The sequence below is a fragment of the Methylobacterium platani genome, assembly GCF_001653715.1.
GTDB lineage: Bacteria > Pseudomonadota > Alphaproteobacteria > Rhizobiales > Beijerinckiaceae > Methylobacterium > Methylobacterium platani.
Map to the genome: position 1 here is coordinate 73,157 of NZ_LWHQ01000009.1, position 23,166 is coordinate 96,322.

At 75.1% G+C, this 23,166-nt stretch carries 15 protein-coding genes; 10 read left to right on the plus strand and 5 right to left on the minus strand.

Annotated features, from left to right (window positions below; translation table 11 throughout):
* Positions 1–51 precede the first annotated feature (51 nt).
* From A5481_RS04355 to A5481_RS04370, 4 genes are read left to right on the plus strand one after another with little or no spacing between them, the layout of a single operon-like run.
* Positions 52–507 carry a tRNA (cytidine(34)-2'-O)-methyltransferase gene (locus A5481_RS04355; RefSeq protein WP_048435943.1) on the plus strand — a complete coding sequence of 152 codons (456 nt, stop codon included), beginning with the start codon at positions 52–54 and terminating at the stop codon, positions 505–507.
* A gap of 40 nt (positions 508–547) precedes the next feature.
* Positions 548–1,444, plus strand: coding sequence for an oxygen-dependent coproporphyrinogen oxidase (gene hemF / locus A5481_RS04360; RefSeq protein ID WP_156312002.1), 897 nt, complete (start codon positions 548–550; stop codon positions 1,442–1,444).
* Positions 1,445–1,456: 12 nt separating this feature from the next.
* Positions 1,457–2,353 (plus strand): DMT family transporter, encoded by an 897-nt coding sequence (locus tag A5481_RS04365; protein WP_053082519.1) that lies wholly within the window; start codon positions 1,457–1,459, stop codon positions 2,351–2,353.
* Between the two features lie 33 nt (positions 2,354–2,386).
* A complete protein-coding gene (locus A5481_RS04370) occupies positions 2,387–3,562 on the plus strand; it encodes a vWA domain-containing protein (RefSeq protein ID WP_048435955.1) in 1,176 nt (391 codons plus the stop codon).
* Between the two features lie 4 nt (positions 3,563–3,566).
* On the opposite strand, the gene A5481_RS04375 is transcribed toward A5481_RS04370, so the two are convergent.
* From A5481_RS04375 to A5481_RS04385, 3 genes are all read right to left on the minus strand, one after another.
* On the minus strand, positions 3,567–4,727 hold the full coding sequence (locus tag A5481_RS04375) for a methyl-accepting chemotaxis protein (protein WP_082984893.1): 1,161 nt from the start codon (positions 4,725–4,727) through the stop codon (positions 3,567–3,569).
* A 268-nt stretch (positions 4,728–4,995) separates the two neighbouring features.
* A complete protein-coding gene (locus tag A5481_RS04380) occupies positions 4,996–5,316 on the minus strand; it encodes a 2Fe-2S iron-sulfur cluster-binding protein (protein WP_064503792.1) in 321 nt (106 codons plus the stop codon).
* A gap of 129 nt (positions 5,317–5,445) precedes the next feature.
* A complete protein-coding gene (locus A5481_RS04385; RefSeq protein ID WP_048437707.1) occupies positions 5,446–5,778 on the minus strand; it encodes an Hpt domain-containing protein in 333 nt (110 codons plus the stop codon).
* Positions 5,779–6,216: 438 nt separating this feature from the next.
* On the opposite strand from A5481_RS04385, the gene A5481_RS35665 reads away from it, so the two are divergent.
* Entirely contained in the window at positions 6,217–16,179 is a 9,963-nt protein-coding gene (locus A5481_RS35665) for an apolipoprotein A-IV repeat region-like domain-containing protein (protein ID WP_064503793.1), read from the plus strand.
* Between the two features lie 254 nt (positions 16,180–16,433).
* Positions 16,434–16,928 (plus strand): hypothetical protein, encoded by a 495-nt coding sequence (locus A5481_RS04395; RefSeq protein ID WP_048433191.1) that lies wholly within the window; start codon positions 16,434–16,436, stop codon positions 16,926–16,928.
* A 43-nt stretch (positions 16,929–16,971) separates the two neighbouring features.
* Here the strand turns inward: A5481_RS04395 and A5481_RS04400 are convergent, their stop codons facing one another.
* Positions 16,972–17,412: a DUF1489 family protein gene (locus tag A5481_RS04400; RefSeq protein WP_048433190.1), complete on the minus strand. Its 441-nt coding sequence runs from the start codon at positions 17,410–17,412 to the stop codon at positions 16,972–16,974.
* 98 nt (positions 17,413–17,510) lie between these two features.
* Entirely contained in the window at positions 17,511–18,374 is an 864-nt protein-coding gene (locus A5481_RS04405; protein WP_245298618.1) for a hypothetical protein, read from the minus strand.
* Between the two features lie 221 nt (positions 18,375–18,595).
* Between A5481_RS04405 and A5481_RS04410 the strand changes: the two genes are divergently transcribed.
* From A5481_RS04410 to A5481_RS04425, 4 genes are all read left to right on the plus strand, one after another.
* A complete protein-coding gene (locus A5481_RS04410) occupies positions 18,596–19,762 on the plus strand; it encodes an MFS transporter (protein ID WP_048433188.1) in 1,167 nt (388 codons plus the stop codon).
* 121 nt (positions 19,763–19,883) lie between these two features.
* Positions 19,884–21,008 (plus strand): MlaE family ABC transporter permease, encoded by a 1,125-nt coding sequence (locus A5481_RS04415; protein ID WP_048433187.1) that lies wholly within the window; start codon positions 19,884–19,886, stop codon positions 21,006–21,008.
* 18 nt (positions 21,009–21,026) lie between these two features.
* A complete protein-coding gene (locus A5481_RS04420) occupies positions 21,027–21,860 on the plus strand; it encodes an ABC transporter ATP-binding protein (RefSeq protein WP_245238741.1) in 834 nt (277 codons plus the stop codon).
* Positions 21,861–21,970: 110 nt separating this feature from the next.
* Entirely contained in the window at positions 21,971–23,050 is a 1,080-nt protein-coding gene (locus A5481_RS04425) for an MlaD family protein (RefSeq protein ID WP_048433186.1), read from the plus strand.
* Positions 23,051–23,166 lie beyond the last annotated feature (116 nt).

Sequence of the window (23,166 nt, forward strand, 5' to 3'; positions counted from 1 at the left end):
AGGCCGCGGACCGGGCTATGACGGGCGCCCGAACCGATGCCATCCGGACCCATGCTGCGCCTCGCCCTCTACCAGCCCGACATTCCCCAGAACACCGGCACCATGCTGCGCCTCGCCGCCTGCCTCGGCGTCGCCGTCGAGATCATCGAGCCGGCGGGCTTCGACGTCTCGGACCGCCACCTGCGCCGCTCCGGCCTCGACTACCTCGACCATGTCGCGATCACCCGCCACCGCTCCTACGCCGCCTTCAACGCCTGGCGGCGGCAGGCCGGGATCCGGCTGGTGCTCGCCACGACCCGCGGCTCGGTGCCCTACACGGCGCACGCCTTCCAGGACGGCGACTGCCTGATGGTCGGGCGCGAATCGGCCGGGGTGCCCGAGGCGGTCCACGCCGATGCCGAGGCCCGGGTGGCGATCCCGATGCGCGCAGGCCTGCGCTCGCTCAACGTCGCGGTCGCGGCCGGGATGATGCTGGGGGAGGGCTTGAGGCAGATCGGCGCGATCTGAGACCTTGGCCCGGCCCCGGCGCTGTGGGATGACACCATCCATGACCGACGCCGCTCCCGACATCGCCGCGCTCAAAGTCGAGGCGACCACCTGGTTCTCCACCCTGCGCGACCGCATCTGCGCCGCCCTCGAGCGGATCGAGGCGGAGGCGGCGGGCCCGTTCGCCCCCGAGGCCGGCGGGCCGGGGCGGTTCGAGCGCACGCCCTGGGAGCGCCGGGACCATTCCGGGGCGCCTGGCGGCGGCGGCACCATGGCGATGCTGCGCGGCCGGGTGTTCGAGAAGTGCGGCGTCCACGTCTCGGCGGTGCACGGCGAGTTCGCCCCCGAGTTCCGCGGCCAGATTCCCGGCGCGGCCGAGGATCCGCGCTTCTTCGCGACGGGCATCTCGCTGATCGCCCATCCGTGGAACCCGCACGTGCCGACCGTGCACATGAACACCCGCTTCGTGGTGACGACGAAGACGTGGTTCGGCGGCGGGGCCGACCTGACCCCGGTCCTCGACCGGCGCCGCACGCAGGGTGATCCGGATACGGTCGCGTTCCACGCCGCCTTCGAGGCGGCCTGCGCGAAGCACCCGGCCGCCGACTACGCCCGCTACAAGGCCTGGTGCGACGAGTACTTCCACTTGAAGCACCGCGACGAGCCGCGCGGCATCGGCGGCATCTTCTACGACTACCACTGGACCGGCGACCCCCAGGCCGACCTCGCCCTCACCCGCGAGGTCGGCGGGGCCTTCCTGGAGGTCTATCCCGCGATCGTCCGGCGCAACCTCGCCACCCCCTGGACCGAGGCCGACCGGCACGAGCAGCAGGTGCGCCGCGGCCGCTACGTCGAGTTCAACCTGCTCTACGACCGCGGCACGATCTTCGGCCTGAAGACCGGCGGCAACGTCGCGTCGATCCTCTCCTCGATGCCGCCGACGGTGCGCTGGCCGTAAAAAGACGCCCCGGTGAAACCCCTCCCCGACCTCGCCGCCGTCGTCCTGTGGATGGCCGGCGCCCTGCTGTCGTTCTCGGCCACCGCGATCGCGGTGCGCGAGGTGGCGCCGGCGCTCGGCCTGTTCGACATCCTGGCGACCCGGGCGGGGGCCGGGGTGGCGATCGTCGGGGCGGTCGCGCTCCTGCGCCGCCGGCCCCTCGCGCCGCGGCGCATGAGGCTGCATCTGGCGCGCAACCTCGTCCATTGGGGCGGCAATTACGCCTGGTCGTACGGGGTCACGCTCCTGCCGCTGGCGGTGGTCTTCGCCCTCGAATTCACCACGCCGGCCTGGGTCACGCTGCTCGCCGTGCTGATCCTGCGCGAGCGGCTGACGGCGAGCCGGGTCGCGGCGGTGGCCCTCGGCTTCCTCGGCGTGCTGGTGGTCTTGCGGCCGGGCGTCGCGGCGCTGCAGCCGGCGAGTCTGGTGGTGCTGCTCTCGGCGGTGATGTTCGCGCTCACCGCGGTCGCCACCAAGGCGCTGACCCGGACCGAGAGCGTGCTCTCGATCCTGTTCTGGATGAACCTGATCCAGCTGCCGCTCAACCTCGCGGCCGGACGGATCTTCCCCGCGGTGCCGGCCCACGCCTTCGAGGGGCGGCACGCCCTAGCGCTGGCGGTCCTGTGCATCGCCGGCCTGACCTCGCACTGGTGCCTGACCAGCGCCTACCGGCGCGGCGACGCCATCCTGGTCATGCCGCTCGACTTCCTGCGCATCCCGCTGATCGCGCTCCTCGGCTGGCGCCTCTACGGCGAGCCGCTCGATCCCTGGCTGTTCCTCGGCGCCGCGCTGATCGTCGGCGGCATCGTCTGGAACCTCGCCGCGGAGGCGCGGCGTCAGGCCCCGGACGCGGTCCCGAAGGGGGCTTGACCCGGAGGCGGCCGTCGCGCGTTGATCGGCGCCATGCTGCTGTCCTTCTTCACCGAGCTTCGCGCCGCCAAGGTCCCGGTCTCGCTGCGCGAGTACCTGACCCTGCTCGAGGCCCTCGACCGCGACCTCGCCGACCAGCGGGTGGAGGATTTCTACTACCTCGCCCGCACCGCCCTGGTGAAGGACGAGCGCAACCTCGACAAGTTCGACCGGGTGTTCGGCCGCGTCTTCAAGGGTGCGGTCACGGTCGGCGAGGCGGTGGAGGCACAGGCCATTCCCGAGGAGTGGCTGCGCAAGCTCGCGGAGAAGTACCTCACCGAGGAGGAGCGCGCGCAGCTCCAGGCGCTCGGCTGGGACAAGCTGTTCGAGACCCTGAAGCAGCGGCTGGCCGAGCAGAAGGGGCGCCACCAGGGCGGCTCGAAATGGATCGGGACCGGCGGCACCTCGCCCTTCGGCGCCTACGGCTATAATCCGGAGGGCATCCGCATCGGCCAGGACGGCAACCGCAACTTCCGGGCGGTGAAGGTCTGGGACCAGCGCACCTTCAAGGACCTCGACGATTCGGCGGAGCTCGGCTCGCGCACCATCCGGCTGGCGCTGCGGCGCCTGCGCCGCTTCGCCCGCACCGGCGCGGCGGAGGAACTCGACCTCGACGGCACGATCCGCGAGACCGCCCGCCACGGCATGCTCGACCTGCGCCTGCGGCCGGAGCGCCGCAACGCCGTCAAGGTGCTGCTGTTCCTCGATGTCGGCGGCTCGATGGACTGGCACGTCGAGCTCGCCGAGCAGCTGTTCTCCGCCGCGCGTTCGGAGTTCAAGCATTTCGAGCATTTCTACTTCCACAACTGCCTCTACGAGACGGTCTGGAAGGAGAATCGCCGGCGCCACACCGAAGGGACCCCGCTCCTCGACGTGATCCGCACCTACCCGTCCGATTACCGGGTGGTGTTCGTCGGCGACGCCGCGATGTCGCCCTACGAGATCGCGATGGCGGGCGGCTCGGTCGAGCACTGGAACGAGGAGGCCGGCCAGGTCTGGCTCAGCCGGGTGCTCGCCCATTTCCCGAAGGTGGCCTGGCTCAACCCGGTGCCGCAGGCGCAGTGGGGCTACACGCAATCGAACGCGATGATCCGGCAGATCTTCTCCGACCGGATGTACCCGCTGACCCTCGACGGGATCGACCAGGCGACGCGGGCGCTGTTGCGCTGAGGGCTCAGCCGGCGCCGGCCCTGCCCGACCCGTCCTTGCCCAACCCATCCCGGCCCAACCCATCCCGGCCCGCGGCCTGCACGATCACCCCGTACCAGCCGAGGCCCCGGTAGGTCTCGTAGCCCGGGGTGCGGTGGTAGGCGACGAGGCCTCCGGCGTCCCGCAGCGGCGCGACGCCGCTCGCCGCCTCGCCGAGGTCGAACCGCAGCCGCTCGCCGAGGAGGCCGACGCCGTCGCTCGCGGCGATCACCCGCTGCCCGGCATCGACGAGCAGCACCCGCGTGCGGGCGCGGTCCTCGGGGGCGACCCGCACGCCCTGGACGATCGCCCGCGCCTGCGGCTCCCAGTCGAAATGGATCGCCAGGACGCCGAGGGGCCGGCCGGACGCCTCCCCGCCCTCCCGCACGCCGGCGCAGTACGTCGCCACCTGGGCGTCGCCGAGGCGAGGCTCCGCCCGGATGTCGGCGGCGGTGTACGCATCGCCCGAGGCGAGCTTCGCGGCCTGCCGGAACCAGGGCTCCTGCGCCACGCTCCGCCCGCGCAGGCCGGGGAAGCGGTCGGGCCGGCCGGTGGCGAGGATGCGGCCGTCGAGGTCGCACAGCCAGAGATCGAGATAGACCGTGTAGGCCGACAGGATGACGCCGAGCCGCTTCTCGGCGAACGCCGTGGCGGCAGGGGCCGGGTCGGCGGCGCAGGCCACGACCGCCGCGTCGGTCGCCCACCAGCGCACGTCGCAGGTCCGCTCGTAGAGGTTGCGGTCGATCAGCTCCACCGCGTTGAGGGCGAGGTCGACCAGGCGCTCGCCCTGCGCCCGGGTCACCAGCCGGGCGACCTGCTCCTGCAGCCCGACGATGCGCCCGTCGACGTCGGCCTCCAGCTCGCGGGCGAGACCGGCGATCGCCTCGCCGACGGCACCGACCTCGTTGGCTACCACCGTGAAGCCGCGGCCGTGCTCGCCGACCCGGCTGCTCTCGATGCGGGCGTTGAGGGCCAGCATCTTCACCTGGCTGGTGATCCGGCGGATGCGCTGCGTCTTGTCGTGGGCCGCCTGGCGCAGGGTCGTCGCCGCCACGGCGATGTCCGAGAGGGCACACCCGTCGCCTGCGCGATCGGCGCCTATCGTTCGGGCATGGTGGGTCACGGTGTTTCTCCCGGGTCCGGTCATGCCCGGACACGGCCCGATTATTCGGGACGGCGTCTTAAGGAATCGCGTCGTTGGACGGCCTAGACCATGCGGCCGTCGACTTGCCTGTTCGGTCTCGGCGTATGTCAGGTCTTGCCCGGCATATGTCAGATCTTGCCGGCGGAACGGGGAGGGAGCTCGTCATCGACTGTACGGCAAGTGAGGGCACCGCGTTCCCTACGGCACCTGCCCGGGCCGCCCGGCGACCGGGCCGTCCGGACCTCGGTCCCCGCCCGTCGGTCCCTGCGCCTCAGCCCTGGCGGGCCGGGGTGGTCACGGTGAGGCCGTCGAGCTCCGGCTTCAGCCGGATCTGGCACGACAGGCGCGAGGTCGGCCGCACGTCGGAGGCGAAATCGAGCATGTCCTGCTCCATCGGCTCGGCCGGGCCGACGGCCTCCGCCCAGTCCTCGCCGACATAGACGTGGCAGGTCGCGCAGGCGCAGGCGCCGCCGCATTCCGCGTCGATGCCCGGCACGTTGTTGCGGATCGCGGTCTCCATCACGGTCGAGCCGACCTCGCCCTTGACGGTGCGGGGCGTGCCGGCGGCATCGACGTAAGTGATCTGGACCATCTGGGACTCCGGAAGCCTCGAGCGCGGCCGCGGATCGGACGAGGACGCGGCGCGGTCTGATTGGCGGCTGCCGCCCCGGAATGCAAGCGCGCCGTGCGTCGCGCGGCACTCCCGCCTCCCCTGGCCGCTTCACAGGAGGGCAAGGGTCTCACGCGCCGCCAGCGCCAGCGCCGCCTCCAGCGCGGGCAGGGAAGCGGCGTCGCCCGCCCGCAGGGCGGTCTCGATCCGGTCGGCGAGGGCCGCGACGCGCAGGGCGCCGACGCCGAGGGCCGAGCCCTTGAGCGTGTGGGCGAGGTCGGCCCGGGCCGCGCCGTCGAGGCCCGGATCGGCGATCCCCGGCACCAGCCGGTCGCACTGGCCTGCGAACAGCGCCAGCACCTCGCGGGCCAGTTCGTCGTCGCCGAAGGTCTGCTGCGCCAAGTGGGCGCGATCGAGGTGGGCACGATCGAGGAGCGTTTCCATCGCGGCGTCTCCGGAAATGGGCGGGGAGCGGGGGGCGAAGTCCGCCAGATCCCCCAGGCACGGCGGCGACGCAAGGCGCCGGGGGGCACGGTCGCGGGCCGGAACGGTTCCGGCGCGGGCGGTGGATCCCTGTCCACAGCCCGATGCCGCGTGTCCCGGCCGTGGGTCCGGGCGGCCAAAACCGAGATTCCGCCGCGGGATAGCGGTGGTGCGGGCCCGCCGCCGGACACATGGTAACCATTCTCTTAAGCTTTTTGGGAGGGTTCGCGGCGTTCGGGTATCCGGCTGGTACTCCTTGCGTCTAAGGTTCCCGTGGTAAACCGCTGAGGATCGCGTCGGCTGGCGGCACGGCGCGCTCTTTTCGGGATCTCGGGGATGATGCGGCGCGGCGGCCCTCACGGGCCGCCCGGCGGCGTTCACGGCGTAACGGGGCGTTCGATGGCGACGGAAAAGAAGCTCAAGGATCCGGCGGAAGCGGCGCTGTCGGCGATTGAGCAGGCGCTGAACCTCGACCATCCGGTCGCGGGAGAGACGTCCCGGTCGCCCGATGCCCCGACGCCCGACGCCCTCGACGGCAGCCGCGTCGAACCGCGCCTGCCCGACGTGCACGATTCCGACCCGCTCGCGGGCGCGACCCGCGAGCCCGGCTTCGACGGCAGCGCCCTGCCCGGCCCCCGCGACGCCCGCCGCGAGGGAGGCCTGCTGCCGCCCGACCGCTCCCTCGTCGCCAACGACGACCGCCGCAGCGTCGGCGCCCTGCAGCAGACCCTGCGGGTCGAGCCGTCGCGCGGGCCCTACGCGCTGGCGGCGCTCGCCGCCTTCGTCTGGCTCGCGGGCTTCGCCGGCCTGGCCTGGAGCCAGTCCGGCGGCGACCTGCGCGGCTTCGCCGCCGGGATGACCGGGCTGCAGGGTGCCGTCGGCGCGGCGGCGGTGCTCGCCCCCGTGATGCTGTTCTTCATCGCCGCGATGCTGGCGGTGCGCGCCCAGGAGATGCGCCTCGTCGCCCGCGCCGTCGGCGAGGTGGCGATCCGGCTCGCCGAGCCCGAGGGCTTCTCCACCGACGCCGTTCTCACCATGTCGCAGGCGGTCCGCCGCGAGGTCGCGGCGGTCGGCGACGGCGTCGAGCGGGCGCTCGCCCGCGCCGGCGAGCTCGAGACCCTGGTCCGCGGCGAGATCTCGACCCTGGAGCGCGCCTATTCGGACAACGAGATCCGCATCCGTACCCTCGTCGACGAGCTGGTGGCGCAGCGCGAGTCGATCGTCGCCAACGCCGAGCGGGTGCGCGGCGCGATCCAGGGCTCGCACCAGAACCTGACCCAGGAACTCGACACCGCGGCCGAGCGGATCGTCACGGCGGTCGACGGGGCCGGCGAGCGGGTGACCCTCGCGCTCGGCGCCCGGGGCGACGCGATCACGGCGGCGATCGGCGACCGCGGCGAGGCGGTCACCGCGGCGCTCGCCGCCACCGGCGACCGGGTGGTCGAGGCGGTGGCCGGCCGCGGCGACGACCTTGTGCAGCGCCTCGTCGCGACGAGCGAGGGCGTGAAGACCGATCTCGGCAGCGTCGGCGACACCCTGAGCCGGGCGCTCGAGAGCCGCGCGGTCGAGGTGACGGAGGCGTTCGAGCGCACCGGCGGCCTCCTCACCCGGACGCTCGCCGAGAATGCCGGCGAGGTCGCCCGCACGCTCGCCGAGACCGGTGCCGGGGTCATCGAGGCCCTCAACCGCGAGGGTGCCCAGGTCCGCGAGACCTTCGAGCGCTCGGCGCAGGGGCTGGAGGAGCGCTTCCTTACCCGCGGCACCGACCTGACCGAGCGCTTCGCGGAGACCGGCACCGGCATCACCGAGCGCTTCGCCGCCTCCGGCAGCGCCATCGCGGCCCATATCGCCGATCGCGGCGTCGCGCTGCGCGAGGAGATCGAGCAGGCCGGCACCGGCGTCGTCGCGGCCATCGAGGCCCGGGCGGCGGAGGCCGAGGCCGGCCTGTCCCGCGCCAGCGACGGCGTCATCACGGCCTTCGGCGAGAAGGCCTCGCAGGTGCGCGACGACCTCTCGACGCTGGTCGAGGATGCCGCCCAGGCGCTCGGCGTCCGCGGCGCCGACCTCACCGCCCGCCTCGAGGAGACGATCGGGCGCGTCGAGGAGGTCCTGGTCGGCCATGGCGGCAGCCTCGAGCGCAGCCTGGACCAGACCGGCGAGCGGGTCGCGGCGCTCGTCGCCACCCGGACCGGCGACGCCGAGGGCCGGATCGGCCAGGCCCTCGACGGGCTGGCGGCCGCCTTCGCGGCGAGGAGCGTCGACCTGATCGACGGCCTCGACCAGCGCACCCGGGACACCCAGGCCGCCCTCGCGGTGGCGGCCGAGGCCCTCCAGGGCAGCTTCGAGGCCCGCACCGCCGGCGCCGGCGATGCGCTCCGCCGCACCGCGGACGAGATCGCCGCCGATCTCGACGTCCGCGCCGCCGCGCTCGCCGCGCATTTCCGCACCGCCGCCGAGGCCGCCACCGGCCAGGTCGGCGAGAACGCCGAGGCGGCCGCCCTCGCCTTCTCCCGCGCCGCCGACGAGGCCGGCCGCACCGTCGCCGCCCGCGCCCAGTCCCTGGACGAGTCCCTGCGCGGGACCGTCGAGGGTCTGGCGGAGCGGGCCGAGTCGGTCGCCGCCGCGATCGCCCGCGCCGCCGAGCAGGCGACGGGCCACTTCGACGACCGTACGCTCGCGGCGGCCTCGGCCTTCGCGCAGGCGGCGGAAGAGGCCGGGCGCCTCGTCGCGGCGCGCACCGAGACCACCGACGCGACCTTGCGCGGCGCGGTCGAGCACCTGACGCGCCAGGCCGAGGACGTCTCGGCGGCGCTTACGCTCGCCGCCGAGAGCGCCACCGGCGCCCTCGATACCCGCAGCACCGCCGCGACCGCCGCCTTCGTGGCCGCGGCCCAGGAGGCCGGCCGCCTGATCGGCGAGCGCACCGAGACCGCCGACGCCTCGCTGCGCACCGCGCTCGCCGGCCTCGCCGAACGGGCCGAGGCCGCCGCCGCCGCTCTCACCGCCTCGGCCGACACGGTCGGCGACGCGCTGCAGGGCCGTTCGACGGAAGCCGCCGAGATCATGCGCCGCGCCGCCGAGCAGGCGACGGGCGCGCTCGGCACCCGCACGGTCGAGGTGGCGCACATCTTCCGGCGCACGCTGGAGACCACCGGGGCCGAGCTCGACGCCCGCAGCCAGGCTGCGGCCGAGCTGTTCCGTCAGGCCACCACCGCGACGACCGGCGAGCTGGGTGCCCGGGCCGATGAGGCCGCCGCGGTGCTGCGCCGGGCCGCCGAGACGGCGACGGGCGCGGTCGGCGCCCGCACGGCCGAGAGCGTCGAGGCGTTCCGTCAGGGCGCCGAGGAGGCCTCGGGCGCGCTGCAGGCGCGTCTGGCGGAAGCCGCTGCATCCTTCGCCCGGGTGGCGGAGGAGGCGGCGAGCGTGATCGGGGTGCGGGCCGGCGAGGCCGACGCGGCGCTGCACGGCGCGGTGGTGGGTCTGGCGGGCCGGGCCGAGGAGGCGGCGGTCGCGATCGGCCGGGCGGCCGAGACGGCGACGGGCGCGCTCGACGCGCGCACGCTGTCGGCGACGGCAGCCTTCGCGCAGGCGGCCGAGGCGGCCGGGCGTCTGGTCGCCGAGCGGGCGGGCGCGGTCGACGAGACCCTGCGCGGCACGCTGGACGGCCTGGCGGAGCGGGCCGAGGCGGCGGCGGTCTCGATCGCCCGCGCCGCCGAGCAGGCGACGGGGCACTTCGACGACCGCACGCTCGCAGCGGCGACGGCCTTCGCGCAGGCGGCGGAAGAAGCCGGGCGCCTCGTCGCGGCGCGCACCGAGACCACCGACGCGACCTTGCGCGGCGCGGTCGAGCACCTGACGCGCCAGGCCGAGGACGTCTCGGCGGCCCTCGCGCTCGCCGCCGAGAGCGCCACCGGCGCCCTCGATACCCGCAGCACCGCCGCGACCGCCGCCTTCGTGGCCGCGGCCCAGGAGGCTGGCCGCCTGATCGGCGAGCGCACCGAGGCCGCCGACGCCTCGCTGCGCACCGCGCTCGCCGGCCTCGCCGAGCGGGCCGAGGCCGCCGCCGCCGCTCTCACCGCCTCGGCCGACACGGTCGGCGACGCGCTGCAGGGCCGTTCGACGGAAGCCGCCGAGATCATGCGCCGCGCCGCCGAGCAGGCGACGGGCGCGCTCGGCACCCGCACGGTCGAGGTGGCGCACATCTTCCGGCGCACGCTGGAGACCACCGGGGCCGAGCTCGACGCCCGCAGCCAGGCTGCGGCCGAGCTGTTCCGTCAGGCCACCACCGCGACGACCGGCGAGCTGGGTGCCCGGGCCGATGAGGCCGCCGCGGTGCTGCGCCGGGCCGCCGAGACGGCGACGGGCGCGGTCGGCGCCCGCACGGCCGAGAGCGTCGAGGCGTTCCGTCAGGGCGCCGAGGAGGCTTCGGGCGCGCTGCAGGCGCGTCTGGCGGAAGCCGCTGCGTCCTTCGCCCGGGTGGCGGAGGAGGCGGCGAGCGTGATCGGGGTGCGGGCCGGCGAGGCCGACGCGGCGCTGCACGGCGCGGTGGTGGGTCTGGCGGGCCGGGCCGAGGAGGCGGCGGTCGCGATCGGCCGGGCGGCCGAGACGGCGACGGGCGCGCTCGACGCGCGCACGCTGTCGGCGACGGCGGCCTTCGCGCAGGCGGCCGAGGCGGCCGGGCGTCTGGTCGCCGAGCGGGCGGGCGCGGTCGACGAGACCCTGCGCGGCACGCTGGACGGCCTGGCGGAGCGGGCCGAGGCGGTGGCGGCCTCGATCGCCCGTGCCGCCGAGCAGGCGACGGGCCACTTCGACGACCGCACGCTCGCGGCGGCGACGGCCTTCGCGCAGGCCGCGGAAGAGGCCGGGCGCCTCGTCGCCGAGCGGGCAGGCACGGTCGACCAGACCCTGCGTGCAACCGTCGAAGGGCTCGCCGAGAGGGCCGAGGCGGTCGCCGCCTCGATCACCCGCGCCGCCGAGCAGGCGACGGGGCATTTCGACGACCGCACGCTCGCGGCGGCGACGGCCTTCGTGCAGGCGGCGGAAGAGGCCGGGCGCCTCGTCGCCGCGCGCACCGAGACCACCGACGCGGCCTTGCGCGGCGCGGTCGAGCACCTGACGCGCCAGGCCGAGGACGTCTCGGCGGCCCTCGCGCTCGCCGCCGAGAGTGCCACCGGCGCCCTCGACACCCGCCTCGACGAGGTCGGGACCGCCTTCGACGGCCATGGCCGCGCGCTCACCGCGCTGATCGGCCAGCACGCCGACGAGACCCAGACCCGCCTCGCCGCGGTCGGCCGCGACATCGTGGTGGCGGTGGCGAGCCAGGGTGCGCGGGTCAACGACGCCCTGGAGAAGACCGGCTCGGCCCTCGCCAGCGCCGCCGAGACCGGCGGCCGCGCGATCGACGACGTGCTGACGAACCGCCTCGCCGTCCTCCAGGACGCGATCGCCCGCGGCGACATCCTGGCCGACCGGATCTCCCGCGACACTCACCACCTCACCGAGACGGTCTCCGGGCGCCTCGAGGAGATGGACCGGCTCATCACGGTCCAGGGCCGTGCCGTGGCCGAGACCATTGCCGAGCGCACCCGCGAGGCCCGCGAGTCCGTCGAGGCCCAGCTCGGCGCCCTCGAGGACCGCTCGGCCAAGCGCACCGCCGAGATCGGCGCTACCTTCAGCACCATGGTGGCCCATGTCGACCAGCATATCGGCGCCCGCGCCACGGCGCTGAACGAGGCCCTGATCGTGCGGGCCGGCGAGATGGCCCGGGTGATGGCCGAGGGCGGCCGCGAGGTCGCCCAGGCCCTCGACGGCCGCGCCGACGAGCTCGCCCGCGCCATCACGGCCCGCAGCCAGGCGATGAGCGACGCGCTCACCGCCCGGGTCGGCGAGATCGGCGACGAGCTCGGCCGCCGTACCGAGGAGATGACCCGCAGCCTCGATGCCGGCGCCGCCCGGTTCGACGAGCGGGTGATCGCCCGCCTCGACGGCCTCGCCCAGACCCTCGACGAGCGCGGCCGCATCGTCGACGAGACCTTCGGCGTGAAGGCCGAGGAGGCCCTGCGCCTGATCGAGAGCCGCACCCGCGGCCTCGACGAGGAGCTCGGCGCCCGCACCCGCGAGCTGGTCGCCTTCGTGGAGACCCATAGCGGCGCGGCGAGCCGCGACCTCGCCGCCCAGGCCGACGCGATCCGCGCCGCCTTCGACGGGCGCACCGAGGCCCTGGCCCGCCTCGTCGACGAGCGCACCGCCGCGATGGCGCAGGAGATCGACGAGCGCGGCCGGGCGATGTTCGGGGCGCTCGCCGGCCGCATGACCGAGCTGGCGCGGCTGTTCGACCGCGGCGGCACGGCCCTGACCGACCTCATCGGCCGGCGCGGCGACGAGGTGCTCGGCGCCCTGCGCGGCACGGTCGAGGAGGCCGACCGCGTGCTGGCCGAGGGCTCGGGCCGCCTGGAATCGGTGGTCGGCGACCGCTCGACGGCGCTCGCCACCCTGCTCGACGAGCGCGAGGCCGGGATCGAGCGCCTGTTCGGCGAGCGCCTGCGGACCCTCGGCGACCGGCTCGACGGCCAGGCCGCGACCCTGCGCGGCCTCCTCGACGGGCAGGCGGACGCGCTCCAGTCCGGCTTCGACGCCCGCATCCGCGCCCTGCACGAGGCGCTGGAGCAGCGCGCCGCGGCGGTGCGCGGCCTTCTCGACGACCGGGCCGGCGCCCTCGGGGCCGTGCTCGACGACCGCACCGGCGCTCTCGGCGCCGTGCTGGAGGAGCGGGTCGGAACCCTGCGCGGCGTGCTCGCCCAGGGCGGCGACAGCCTCGCGGCGACCCTGGAGGAGCGGGTCGGCCGGGCGCTCGGCTCCGTCGAGGAGCATACCCGCGCCCTCTCGGGCCTGTTCGACGACCGCCTCGCCGCCCTCGACCACCTGGTCGAGCACCGCGGCGCCGCCTTCGCGGAGGCCGTGGAGGCCCGCGCCCAGGCGCTCGCCGGCCTCATCGATGCCCGCGCCGAGGATTTCGTCCGCGCGGCGGAAGCCGGCGGCCAGGGCCTGTCGGGCCGGGTCGACGCGGCCCTGCGCGCCCTCGACGGTCTGATCGAGGCCCGGGCGCAGGCGCTCGAGACCAGCCTCGGCCGCAGCGGCGAGACGGTGGCGGGCCTGATCGCGGCCCGCGGCGAGGAGGCCGCCGGCCTGCTCGAATCCCGCGTCGCGTCCCTGGGCGATGCCGTGTCGCGCAGCGCCGAATCGGTCTCCGGGCTGCTCGCGGAGCGCCAGGCCGGCCTCGGCGACGCCCTCGACGGGCACCGGACGGCGCTCGCCCGGACCCTCACCGAGCGCGTCGAGGCTCTGGCGGCCCTGCTCGGGGAGCGCGAGGAGGCCATCGCCGGCACGATCGCGCAGGGCGGCGGCAACCTCGTGCGGCTGATCGACGGGCGCCAGCGGGCGCTCGCCGAGCTCACCGGCGCCGGCGACGTCCTGGCCCGGCGGGTCCAGGAGCGCATCGACGCCCTCGCCGCCACCATCCGCAGCGGCGGCGACGCCCTCGCCGGGCTGCTCGACTCGCGCAACGCCGACCTCGCCGAGACCTTCGACGGCCGCGGCGCGGCGCTGAGCGCGCTCCTCGACGCCCGGGTCGCCGAGCTGTCGGGGGCCCTGGAGCGCAGCCGCGCCGCCCTCGACGCGGTGCTCGGCGGGCAGGTCGAGGCCCTGGGCGCGCGGCTCGATGCCGGCAGCACGGCGGTGGCCGAGCGCCTGCGCGAGAGCGTCCAGATCCTCGACGGCACCGTCGAGGAGCGCGCCGCCGCCTTCGGCGCCCTGGTCGACGGCAAGGCGGCGGAGCTCGCCGCCCTGCTGGCGGCCCGCACCGAGGCCCTGTCGGGCAGCGTCGACGAGCGCTCGGCCGCCTTCACCGCCCGCATCGACGGCCGCATGCGCGCCTTCGCGGCCCTGGTGGCGGCCCGCGGCGAGGCCCTGGCCGACGCCTTCGATGACCGCAGCGACGCCTACGCGGCCCTCGTCGACGCCCGCACGGCGGCGCTGACCGCGGCCCTCGACGAGCGGGTGGCGAGCCTGCACGGCGCCATGGACGAGCGCTCCGCGGCGCTCGCCGCGGCGGTGGACGAGCGCAGCGCCCAGCTCAGCTCGGGCTTCGACCGCCGCGCGGCGGCCTTCGCGGCGCTGATCGACCAGCGCAGCACCACCCTCGCCCGGACGCTCGCCGAGACCGCCCGCGACCTGACCCAGACCATCGACGGGCGCGGGGCCGAGCTCAACCGCGGCCTCGCCGAGCAGGTCGAGACCCTGCGCCACCTCGTCGAGGAGCGCGGAGGGGCCCTCGGGCAGACGCTCGAGGCGACCGCGACCACCCTGCACCGGACCATCGACCAGCGCGGCGGCGCCCTGGTGGCGGCCCTCGCCGCGAGCGGCGAGACCGTCGCGGGGCTCGACCGCCAGGTGGCGCAGCTGCGCGGCCTGGTCGAGGGCCCCGGCAGCGAGCTGGTGGCGGTGCTGGCCCAGCGCAGCGAGGCGCTGGAGCGGGCGGTGACCGAGGGGATGGGCGGCGCCGTGGCGGCCTTGGCCGAGCGCGCCGAGACGCTGGCGGCCCTGTCCTCCGAGGCGTCCGAGACCCTGCGCCGGGCGGCCGACCAGGGCGCGGCCCGGGCGGTCGAGGCCCTGACGCAGGTCAACCAGCGCCTCGGCGGCGAGCTCGGCGGCCTGATCGGCCGCATCGAGGCCGCCTGCGGCGCCCTGCAGGACCTCATCGGCAAGTCCGGCGAGAACCTCTCGGCGATCGAGGGCGGGCTGTCCGGCCGGGTGCAGGACATCCAGGCGGCGCTCGCCGAGATCGCCGGGGAGACGGCCAAGGCCTCCGACCGGGTGGCCGAGCAGGTCGGCGCGCTCCAGGGCGCGGCGACCGGGGCCCTGCGCCAGGCGGCGGGGCTGGCCGCGACGCTCGACGCCCGCGGCAAGGCGCTCACCGAGACCGCCCGCCAGCATCTCGGCGACCTGACGGCGGCCGCCGGCGCGCTGGAAGGTGCCGAGGGCCGGGTCAGCGCCTCGCTCGGCGAGCGCCAGGCCGAGATCGACGCCCTGCTCGGCAGCATCGACGCCCGCTCGGCGGCGCTCGCCGCCGCGACGGAGGGCGTCGGCGCCCGGGTCGAGGCGACGCTCAAGACCATCGAGGCCCGCACCCAGGCGCTCGGTCGCGAGATCGAGGCCGGGGCCCGCCAGGCCGGCAGCGCCGTCACGGAGGCGTTCGAGCGCCTGCGCACCGGCTCCGGCCAGGAGGGCGAGCGGACCGCCGAATCGGTCCGGCAGGCCGTGGCCGGCGCCTCCGGCGAGCTACGCGAGGCCTTCGGCGACGCCGCCGAGCGCTTCCAGGGCACGGTGGAGTCCATGCGCGGCATGGCGACCGAGATCCGCCGTACCCTGGAGGAGATCCGCGGCGACCTGCAGCGCGGCGTGGTCAGCATCCCGCAGGAGGCCCAGGACGCCACCGGCGAGATGCGCCGGGTGGTGGCCGAGCAGATCAAGGCCCTGAACGAGCTCTCGGCCCTGGTCCAGCGCTCGCCCCGCTCGGTCGACGTCGCCCAGCCGCTGGCCCAGCCGCTGGCCCAGCCCCGCGCCGCCGAAGCCGGCCGGGCCGCCCCCGCGGTCCCGGTCCCCGCGGCCCCGAAGCCGCAGGCTCCGATCCAGTCCGCCCCGGTCCAGGCGCCGGTAGCCAGGGAGCCTGCCAGGGCCTCGGCGCAGCCCGCGAAGGCCCCGGCGCAGCCCGTCAGGGCCCCGGTGCAAGCCGCGGGGCAGCCCGCGAAGGCCCCTGCCCCGCAGGGCCAGGCCCGTCCGGCCGCGCCGCAGGGCGCGAGCCGGCCCGCCGAGGCGCGGCGCGACGCCGCCCCGCCGGCCGGCGGCTCCGGCGGCTGGCTCTCCGACCTCCTGACCCGCGCCTCGCAGGACGACGAGGACGCGGTGCCGGCGGCCGGCAAGGCGAAGACGGGACAGGGCGGCGCGTCCGGCACGGCCGGCGCCGCGGCGATCGACTCGCTCTCGGGCAGCATCGCCCGGATGATCGAGCACGCCGCCGCGGTCGACGTCTGGGAGCGCTACCGGCGCGGCGAGACGAACCTGTTCACCCGCCGCCTCTACACCGCGGAGGGCCAGCAGACCTTCGACGAGATCCGCCGCCGCTACCGCGCCGAGCCGGATTTCCGCCGGACCGTCGACCACTACGTGCGCGAGTTCGAGCGCCTGCTCGGCGAGGTCTCGCGCACCGACAAGGATCCGCGCCGGGCCAACGCCTACCTCACCTCGGAGAGCGGCAAGGTCTACACGATGCTGGCCCATGCCAGCGGGCGGTTCGAGGGGGCGTGAGCCCCCGAGAACCCCGCGATCACCCGATGAGAGACGGGCCCCCATCGATCCCTCGGGACCGGTGGGGGCCCGTTTCGTCGGGAGCCGCTCCGCGTCGACGATCCCGAATCGTGGCCCAGGATGGTGGCGCGTCGTCGTTGCATTACGGGGTTTTCATGATTCCGGCGCGCAACGTTGGGGAAGCGGCCACGTTTCCCGCTCATCTGACGACCGGGGCCGATGCCGCCGGCCGATCCGTCGAGCGAGGAGATGTCATGAGCACCCGATCCCGCCTCCCCTCCCTGGCCCTGGCCGGCCTGTTGGTCCTCGCGGCCTTTCCGGCGGCGGCGGCCGGACTCGCCTGCCCGGGCAACGGCAAGGGCGCGCCGGACGGGCCGCTGTTCGAGGCGATCGCGAAGCCCGGCGCCGCGGCCGGCTCGAACCGGGCCCTGCATCAGGCGGTGAAGCGCCTGCGGGCCGAGGGCCTGTCGAACGGCGCGATCATCGACCACGCCGTCGCCTCCTACTGCCCCCTGGTCGACCGCGACGGCAGCCTGACGCTGCCGCAGAAGCAGGCGGCCCTGCGCAGCTTCGCCGCGCAGCTGACGACTCTCGTCTACGACCCGTCCCAGGACGAGACGCGCATCCTCCTCGACGTGCCGGTCTCGACCGCCCTGTCCGACCAGATCGACGCCGCGGCGGCCAAGGCGAAGGAGAGCCGCGACGCCTGGATCGTGCGGACGCTGGAGGCGGGGATCGACGGACGGTGACGCGAGGGTCCGGCGGCCCGCAGGCGCGAGGGTATGACCCCCGTCAGAGCAGCCCCAGCGACGCCAGTTCCCGCCGCATCGCCTCCGGCATCGCCGCGAGGTCGCCGGCGGCGTGGCGGGAGATGTCGCGCGGGGCGTCGGCGGCCGGGAGGTAGCGCCAGCCCTGGAACGGCCGGCACGGCCGCGGCTCGACCGGGGTGACCGCCGGGTCGAGGACGAGGCGGCAGCGGCCGACGCCGTCGCCGTCGGTGAAGGGGCGGATCGCCAGCACCGGCTGGCGGCAGGCGACCAGGCCGCGGATCACCCAGTAGAGCGAGCCGGCGCCGACGATCTCGTCGCCGCGCTTGGGCACCATGCGGGTGATGTGGGCCTGCTCGTGCGGCCGGCCCTGGCGCACGGCCTCCGCCCGGCGGGCGGCGATCCACTCCTCGAGGTCGGCGATGGACTCGCAGCCGACGCAGAGCTTGAGGAGGTGCAGGGTCATCGCGGCCGGCTGTGAGAGCGGATCGGGGGCGCGGGCTCCCTGCGCGGCGATCGTGGCGGCGCGAGGGCGGGCCCCGTGCGTCCTCAGGTCGTGCGGCCTCAGGTGAAGCGGGCGAGCTTCTCGTCGAGGGCGAGGCCGTCGATCTCCGCGAAGGCGTCCTCGAGCGCCAGCGTGTCGTCGGCCTGAGCCGTGGGTTCGTCCCGCACCGGCACGAAGGCGATGTCGTCGTCGGCGAGCGGCGACTCGACGAGGCGCAGCCGCGGCGCGGGGACGGTCTCGGCGTCCCGCGCCCGGGCCTCGTCCCGATCTCCGCCCCCCCCGGTCGCCACGATCTGGTCGACGTCGTTCTGGTCGAGGGCGGTCTCGGGCACGGCGGCCCGGTCCGCCTCCTGCGCCGGAGGGTCGTCCTCGCTGGCCCAGATCTCGATCATCGCGGTCAGGCGCTGCTCGAGGTAGCGCAGGGTGTTGACGATGCGGCTGGTGCGCTGCGCCGTCAGGTCCTGGAACGAGCAGGCGGTGTAGATCTGGGTCGCGTTGTGGTCGAGACGGTCGCAGACCCGGCTGTCGGCCCCGGTCTCGCGCAGGGTCCAGGCCACCTCCTGCACCTCCTCGGCCGCCTGCAGGATGTCCGAGGTCGCGCGCTCGGTGGTCCGCACGATGCCGTCGAGGGCCTCCGAGGCGGCGCCGAGCCGGCTCTGGTCCTGGTCGGGGGCGTGGATCGCCGCGATCTCGGACTTGGTGCGGCTGATCGCCTTGGCCATCTCGATCAGGTCGAAGCGCAGGCGCTCCATCCCGGCGGGCGTGCGCTCGCCGATCACGGCGTTCTCGAGCCGGCCGATCGCCTGCAGCAGCATGTCGGTATCGGCGGTGCGGTTGCGCTTGGCGTACTCGCCGAGGAACCAGCGCCCCCGCGCCGTCTCCAGCATCGCACCCTCGATGACGTCGTACTCCTCCCGCTTCATGGGGAGCGAAGGGGTCCCGGTCATCTCACCTGCCCTGTCATCGCCGGCCGAAGCCCCGGCCCGGCGGCGGCGCCCGCGAGGGCTCGTCGTGGATAACGCTTGACATCCCGGCGTTAACGGCGGCTTACGCGAGGCCCGCCGTGCGACCCTGATTCGGGCGGTCGATCCGCCCGCGCCCGAGGCCGTCCCGTGCCGTCGGGTCCTCGTCCCACCGGGGTCTCGTGTCTCCTCTGCCGCCCTCATCCCGCGACGGCCTGCGCCTCGCCCTCCTGTACGCGGCGGTGTTCGCCGGGATCGGCGTGGCGATGCCGTTCCTGCCGCTCTGGCTCGCCGGGCTCGGCCTCGGGCCGGAACTGATCGGCGCGCTGGTGGCCCTGCCGATCCTGGTCAGGATCGTGGCGACCGCCCCCCTCGTCGGGCTGATCGACCGGGGCGTCCCGCCGCGCACCCTGATGGTCGCCGGCAGCCTCGGCCTCGCCGCGACCTACGCCCTGATGCCCGCCTCGGCTCCCCTCGGCTGGCCGGCGCTCGCCGGGCTGATCGTCGTCAACGCGGTCGCGGGCGCCGCCCTGGTGCCCTGCCTCGACTACCAGAGCCTCGCCGCGGTGCGCCGCGACGCGCGGCTCGACTACGCCCGGATCCGGCTCGGCGGGTCGCTCGGGTTCCTGGCCGCGAGCCTGCTCGGCGGCTGGCTCCTCGGATTCGTCGGCACCGGCGGCATCCCGAACTTCCTCGCCGGCCTGGAGCTCGCCTCGGCCTGCGGCGCCGCCCTGCTTCTGCACCGGGCGAGAGCGGCCGTCCCGGCCTCCCGCGCGCCCGGCCGCGTGCCCCTGCCCCTCGCCCTGTGGCTCGCCATCGCGGCGGGCGCGGCGATCCAGGCGAGCCACGCCGCGGTCTACGCCTTCGGCAGCATCCACTGGGGCCTGATCGGCCTGTCGCCGGCCGAGACCGGGATCGCCTGGGGCGTCGGCGTCGTCGCCGAGATCGGGTTCTTCGCGGCGGTGGGGCGCATCGGGTGGTTGCGCGATGCGCCGTTCCGCCTGCTCGGGCTCGGGGCGGCCGCCGCCCTGCTGCGCTGGGGCGGCCTCCTCGCGGCGTCCGGCCTGCCGGCCCTGGTGCTGCCGCTGCAGGCGCTGCACGGCCTGACCTTCGGGGCGACGCAGCTCGGTGCCATGGCGGCCCTGTCGCGGCTCGCGCCGGAGGGCGGGCGCGGCGCCGCGCAGGGGACCTACGCGGCCTGCGCCGCCCTCGCCTCGGCTTCCGCCACCCTGGCGAGCGGGGCGGCCTACCGGGCCGGCGGCGGGCCCCTCGCCTTCGCGCTGATGCTGCCGATGGCCGGCCTCGGCCTCGTCCTGACGGTCGCGGCGGCGCGCGCGGCACGACGCTGAGCGGCACCGGCGCAAACGGCCGGCCCGATGGTTTGCGAATTGTTAGCATGACGCGGTATAGGACCGGCCCGAGGGGATTCTTTGGACGAACGAGGGAGGCCGGCCCGTGCCGACCGCACCCATGACGCGGGGGGCCGATCCGGCCGGCGCCGCGATCGAGCGCGTCCGCGACGGCCTCGCCGCGCGCCTGAGCGGCCGCTGGACCGCCGACCAGGCGCCCGCCGTCGAGGCCGCCTCCGCGGCGATGCTGGCGGCCGGCGCGCCCCTCGTCATCGACCTCTCGGGCCTCGCCCGCCTCGACACGCTCGGCGCCTGGGTGCTGGAACGCACCCGCGCGGGCCTGCCCCAGGGCACGGCCTATGCGGGCGCCGCGCCCGAGCACCTGATCCTCCTGCGCGAGGTCGCCTACCGGGAGGCCGCCCCGGCCGCGCGGCGCCGGCGTCTCCACCCGCTCGATCCCGTCGCGGGCCTCGGATCGGGCGTGCGCAGCCTCGGCCGCCAGGGGCTGGCCGGGCTCGCCTTCCTGGGCGAGGTGGTGGCCGGCTGCCTGCGGGTGCTCGCCCGGCCGCGCAGCTTCCGCTGGCCGGCGCTGATCAACCAGATCGAGCAGATCGCGCTGCGCGGCGCGCCGATCATCATGCTGATCGCGTTCCTGGTCGGCTGCATCGTCACCCAGCAGGGCATCATCCAGCTCCAGCGCTTCGGCGCCCAGAGCTACGTCGTCAACATGATCGGCATCCTGTCGCTGCGCGAGCTCGGCGTGCTGCTCACCTCGATCATGGTGGCGGGACGCTCCGGCTCGGCCTTCACGGCGGAGATCGGCTCGATGCGGATGCGCGAGGAGGTCGACGCGCTCCGGGTCATGGGCCTCGACCCGATCGAGATCCTGATCGTCCCGCGCATCCTCGCCCTGATGCTGGCCCTGCCGCTGCTCGCGTTCCTGGCCGACCTCGCGGCCCTCGCCGGCGGCGCGCTGACCTCGCTCGTCTACGGCGGCCTGTCGCTCGAGGCCTTCGCGTTCCGGCTCCAGAACGCGATCGGCCTTCGCCACGTCCTGATCGGGCTCATCAAGGCGCCGTTCATGGCGCTGATCATCGGCATCATCGCCTCGGTCGAGGGGTTCATGGTCGAAGGCTCGGCCGAGTCGCTCGGCCGCCACGTCACCGCCTCAGTCGTCAAGTCTATCTTCATGGTCATCGTCCTCGATGGACTCTTCGCGGTGTTCTTCGCGGCCATCGACTTCTGAGCGAGGCGAGTGCGTTCCTTGCCCACCTTGAACCCCACCGACCCGGCGAGCCCGGCGCCCGACGCGATCATCCGCGTGCGCGACCTCGTGGTCGCCTTCGGCGAGCGCACGGTGCTCAAGGGCCTGAACCTCGACATCCGCCGCGGCGAGATCCTCGGCTTCGTCGGCCCGTCCGGCCAGGGCAAGTCGGTGCTCACCCGCACGCTCCTCGGCCTGGTGCCGAAGCGCTCCGGCACGATCGAGGTGTTCGGCGAGGACGTCGACCGCCTGAGCCTCGCCCAGCGGCGGGTGATCGAGCGGCGTTGGGGCGTGCTGTTCCAGCAGGGCGCGCTGTTCTCGGCGCTCACCGTCAAGCAGAACATCCAGGTGCCGATGCGCGAGCACCTCGACCTCTCCGAGCGCCTGCTCGACGAGTTCGCCCGGCTCAAGATCGAGATGGTGGGGCTGAAGCCCGACGCCGCCGACAAGCTGCCCTCCGAGCTGTCCGGCGGCATGATCAAGCGCGCGGCGCTCGCCCGGGCGCTGGCCCTCGATCCCGAGGTGCTGTTCCTCGACGAGCCGACCTCCGGCCTCGACCCGATCGGCGCCGGCGAGTTCGACGAGCTGGTGGCCACCCTCCAGCGCACGCTCGGGCTCACCGTGTTCATGGTCACCCACGACCTCGACAGCCTCTACACCGCCTGCGACCGCATCGCGGCCCTGGGCGACGGCCAGATCATCGCCGAGGGGCCGATCGAGGCGATGCTCGCCTCCGACCATCCCTGGCTGCGCTCCTACTTCCACGGCAAGCGCGCCCGCTCGATCGTGGTCCCGGAGATCTCATCCCGCGAAATCGTGGAGGGCGTCGCCTGATGTGCGGTCGCGCACCCGCCGGCTCCGCCGCCTCGCTTAAGCGTGGCCGCGTGAGCCATGCCGCGAGGGTCCTGCCCTTCGTCCCGCACGAGCACGGAAACCGTTAAGGCATGGAAACCCGCGCCAACAACGTCCTGATCGGCGCCTTCACGCTGGCGGTGATCGCTCTCGGCTTCGCCTTCGCGTTCTGGCTGCGCGGCAGCTCCGCGAACCAGGCCCGGATGCCGGTGCGCATCGTGTTCTCGGGCGGGGTCGGCGGCCTCGCCAAGGGGGCGGTGGTCACCTTCAACGGCATCCGGGTCGGCGAGGCGACCGACGTGCGGCTGCTGCCGCAGGACCCGCGCCGCGTGACGGCGATCATCGAGGTCAACCGCGGCACGCCGCTGCGCGCCGACACCCGCGCGCGCCTCGACATGACGATGCTGACCGGCGTCGCCTCGATCGCGCTCGTCGGCGGCAGCGCCGACGCGCCGCCGCTCGCGCCGACCAGCAACGACCCCGTCCCGACGATCTTCGCCGACGCCTCCGACATCCAGGACCTGATGGCGGCGGCCCGCACCATCGCGCAGCGCGCGGACGACATGCTGCAGCGCCTCGACCGGGTGGTCGCCGGCAACGAGGGCGCGATCAACCGCACGCTCGCCAATGTCGAGCGCTTCTCCAAGACCCTCGGCGACAGCGCGCCGGCCCTCGACGCGCTCACCAAGGCCGTGGACGGGCGCAAGCTCGCGAGCCTGATCGACAACGCCGACAAGTTCTCCTCGGCGCTCGCCGCCGCCTCGCCCGACGTCCAGGCCGGAATCCACGACGCACGGACGCTCGCGGGCAAGCTCAACGCCTCCGCCGACCGGCTCGACGCGGTGCTGAAGGGCGCCGAGGGCTTCCTCGGCTCGGCCTCGGGCGATGCCGGCAAGAGCACCTTCGCGGAGGTGCGCGAGGCCGCGATCTCGATTCGCGAGGCGGGCCGCGCCTTCCGGACGATGTCGGAGAACCTCGACAAGCGCACCGCCACCCTGACCTCGAGCGTCAGCCGCCTCAGCGGCGCCGGCCGGCGCGAGGTCCAGACCCTCTCGACCGACGGTCAGCGCACGCTCAACAGCCTCAACAGCGCCGTGCGCAAGATCGAGCGCGACCCGTCGCAGGTGATTTTCGGCGGCAAGCCGTCGTTGCCCGAATACAACGGTCGCTAACCATGTTGCAGCCCAGCCTCGCGGCGGTTGCACCCGCGCGCCCGGCCGGGCGTTGTCAGGTCATGTCCGGTCAAGCTTCTGGGCGAGGGTTCCGGTTCGCGCCGGCCCTGCCCGCC

What these genes read in the sequence shown, in the direction of transcription:
- A5481_RS04355 (WP_048435943.1), top strand. Translation starts at nt 52, where the DNA reads ATGCTGCGCCTCGCCCTCTACCAGCCCGACATTCCCCAGAACACCGGC.
- hemF (WP_156312002.1), top strand. Translation starts at nt 548, where the DNA reads ATGACCGACGCCGCTCCCGACATCGCCGCGCTCAAAGTCGAGGCGACC.
- A5481_RS04370 (WP_048435955.1), top strand. Translation starts at nt 2,387, where the DNA reads ATGCTGCTGTCCTTCTTCACCGAGCTTCGCGCCGCCAAGGTCCCGGTC.
- A5481_RS04375 (WP_082984893.1), bottom strand. Translation starts at nt 4,727, where the DNA reads ATGACCGGACCCGGGAGAAACACCGTGACCCACCATGCCCGAACGATA.
- A5481_RS04380 (WP_064503792.1), bottom strand. Translation starts at nt 5,316, where the DNA reads ATGGTCCAGATCACTTACGTCGATGCCGCCGGCACGCCCCGCACCGTC.
- A5481_RS04385 (WP_048437707.1), bottom strand. Translation starts at nt 5,778, where the DNA reads ATGGAAACGCTCCTCGATCGTGCCCACCTCGATCGCGCCCACTTGGCG.
- A5481_RS35665 (WP_064503793.1), top strand. Translation starts at nt 6,217, where the DNA reads ATGGCGACGGAAAAGAAGCTCAAGGATCCGGCGGAAGCGGCGCTGTCG.
- A5481_RS04395 (WP_048433191.1), top strand. Translation starts at nt 16,434, where the DNA reads ATGAGCACCCGATCCCGCCTCCCCTCCCTGGCCCTGGCCGGCCTGTTG.
- A5481_RS04400 (WP_048433190.1), bottom strand. Translation starts at nt 17,412, where the DNA reads ATGACCCTGCACCTCCTCAAGCTCTGCGTCGGCTGCGAGTCCATCGCC.
- A5481_RS04405 (WP_245298618.1), bottom strand. Translation starts at nt 18,374, where the DNA reads ATGAAGCGGGAGGAGTACGACGTCATCGAGGGTGCGATGCTGGAGACG.
- A5481_RS04415 (WP_048433187.1), top strand. Translation starts at nt 19,884, where the DNA reads ATGACGCGGGGGGCCGATCCGGCCGGCGCCGCGATCGAGCGCGTCCGC.
- A5481_RS04425 (WP_048433186.1), top strand. Translation starts at nt 21,971, where the DNA reads ATGGAAACCCGCGCCAACAACGTCCTGATCGGCGCCTTCACGCTGGCG.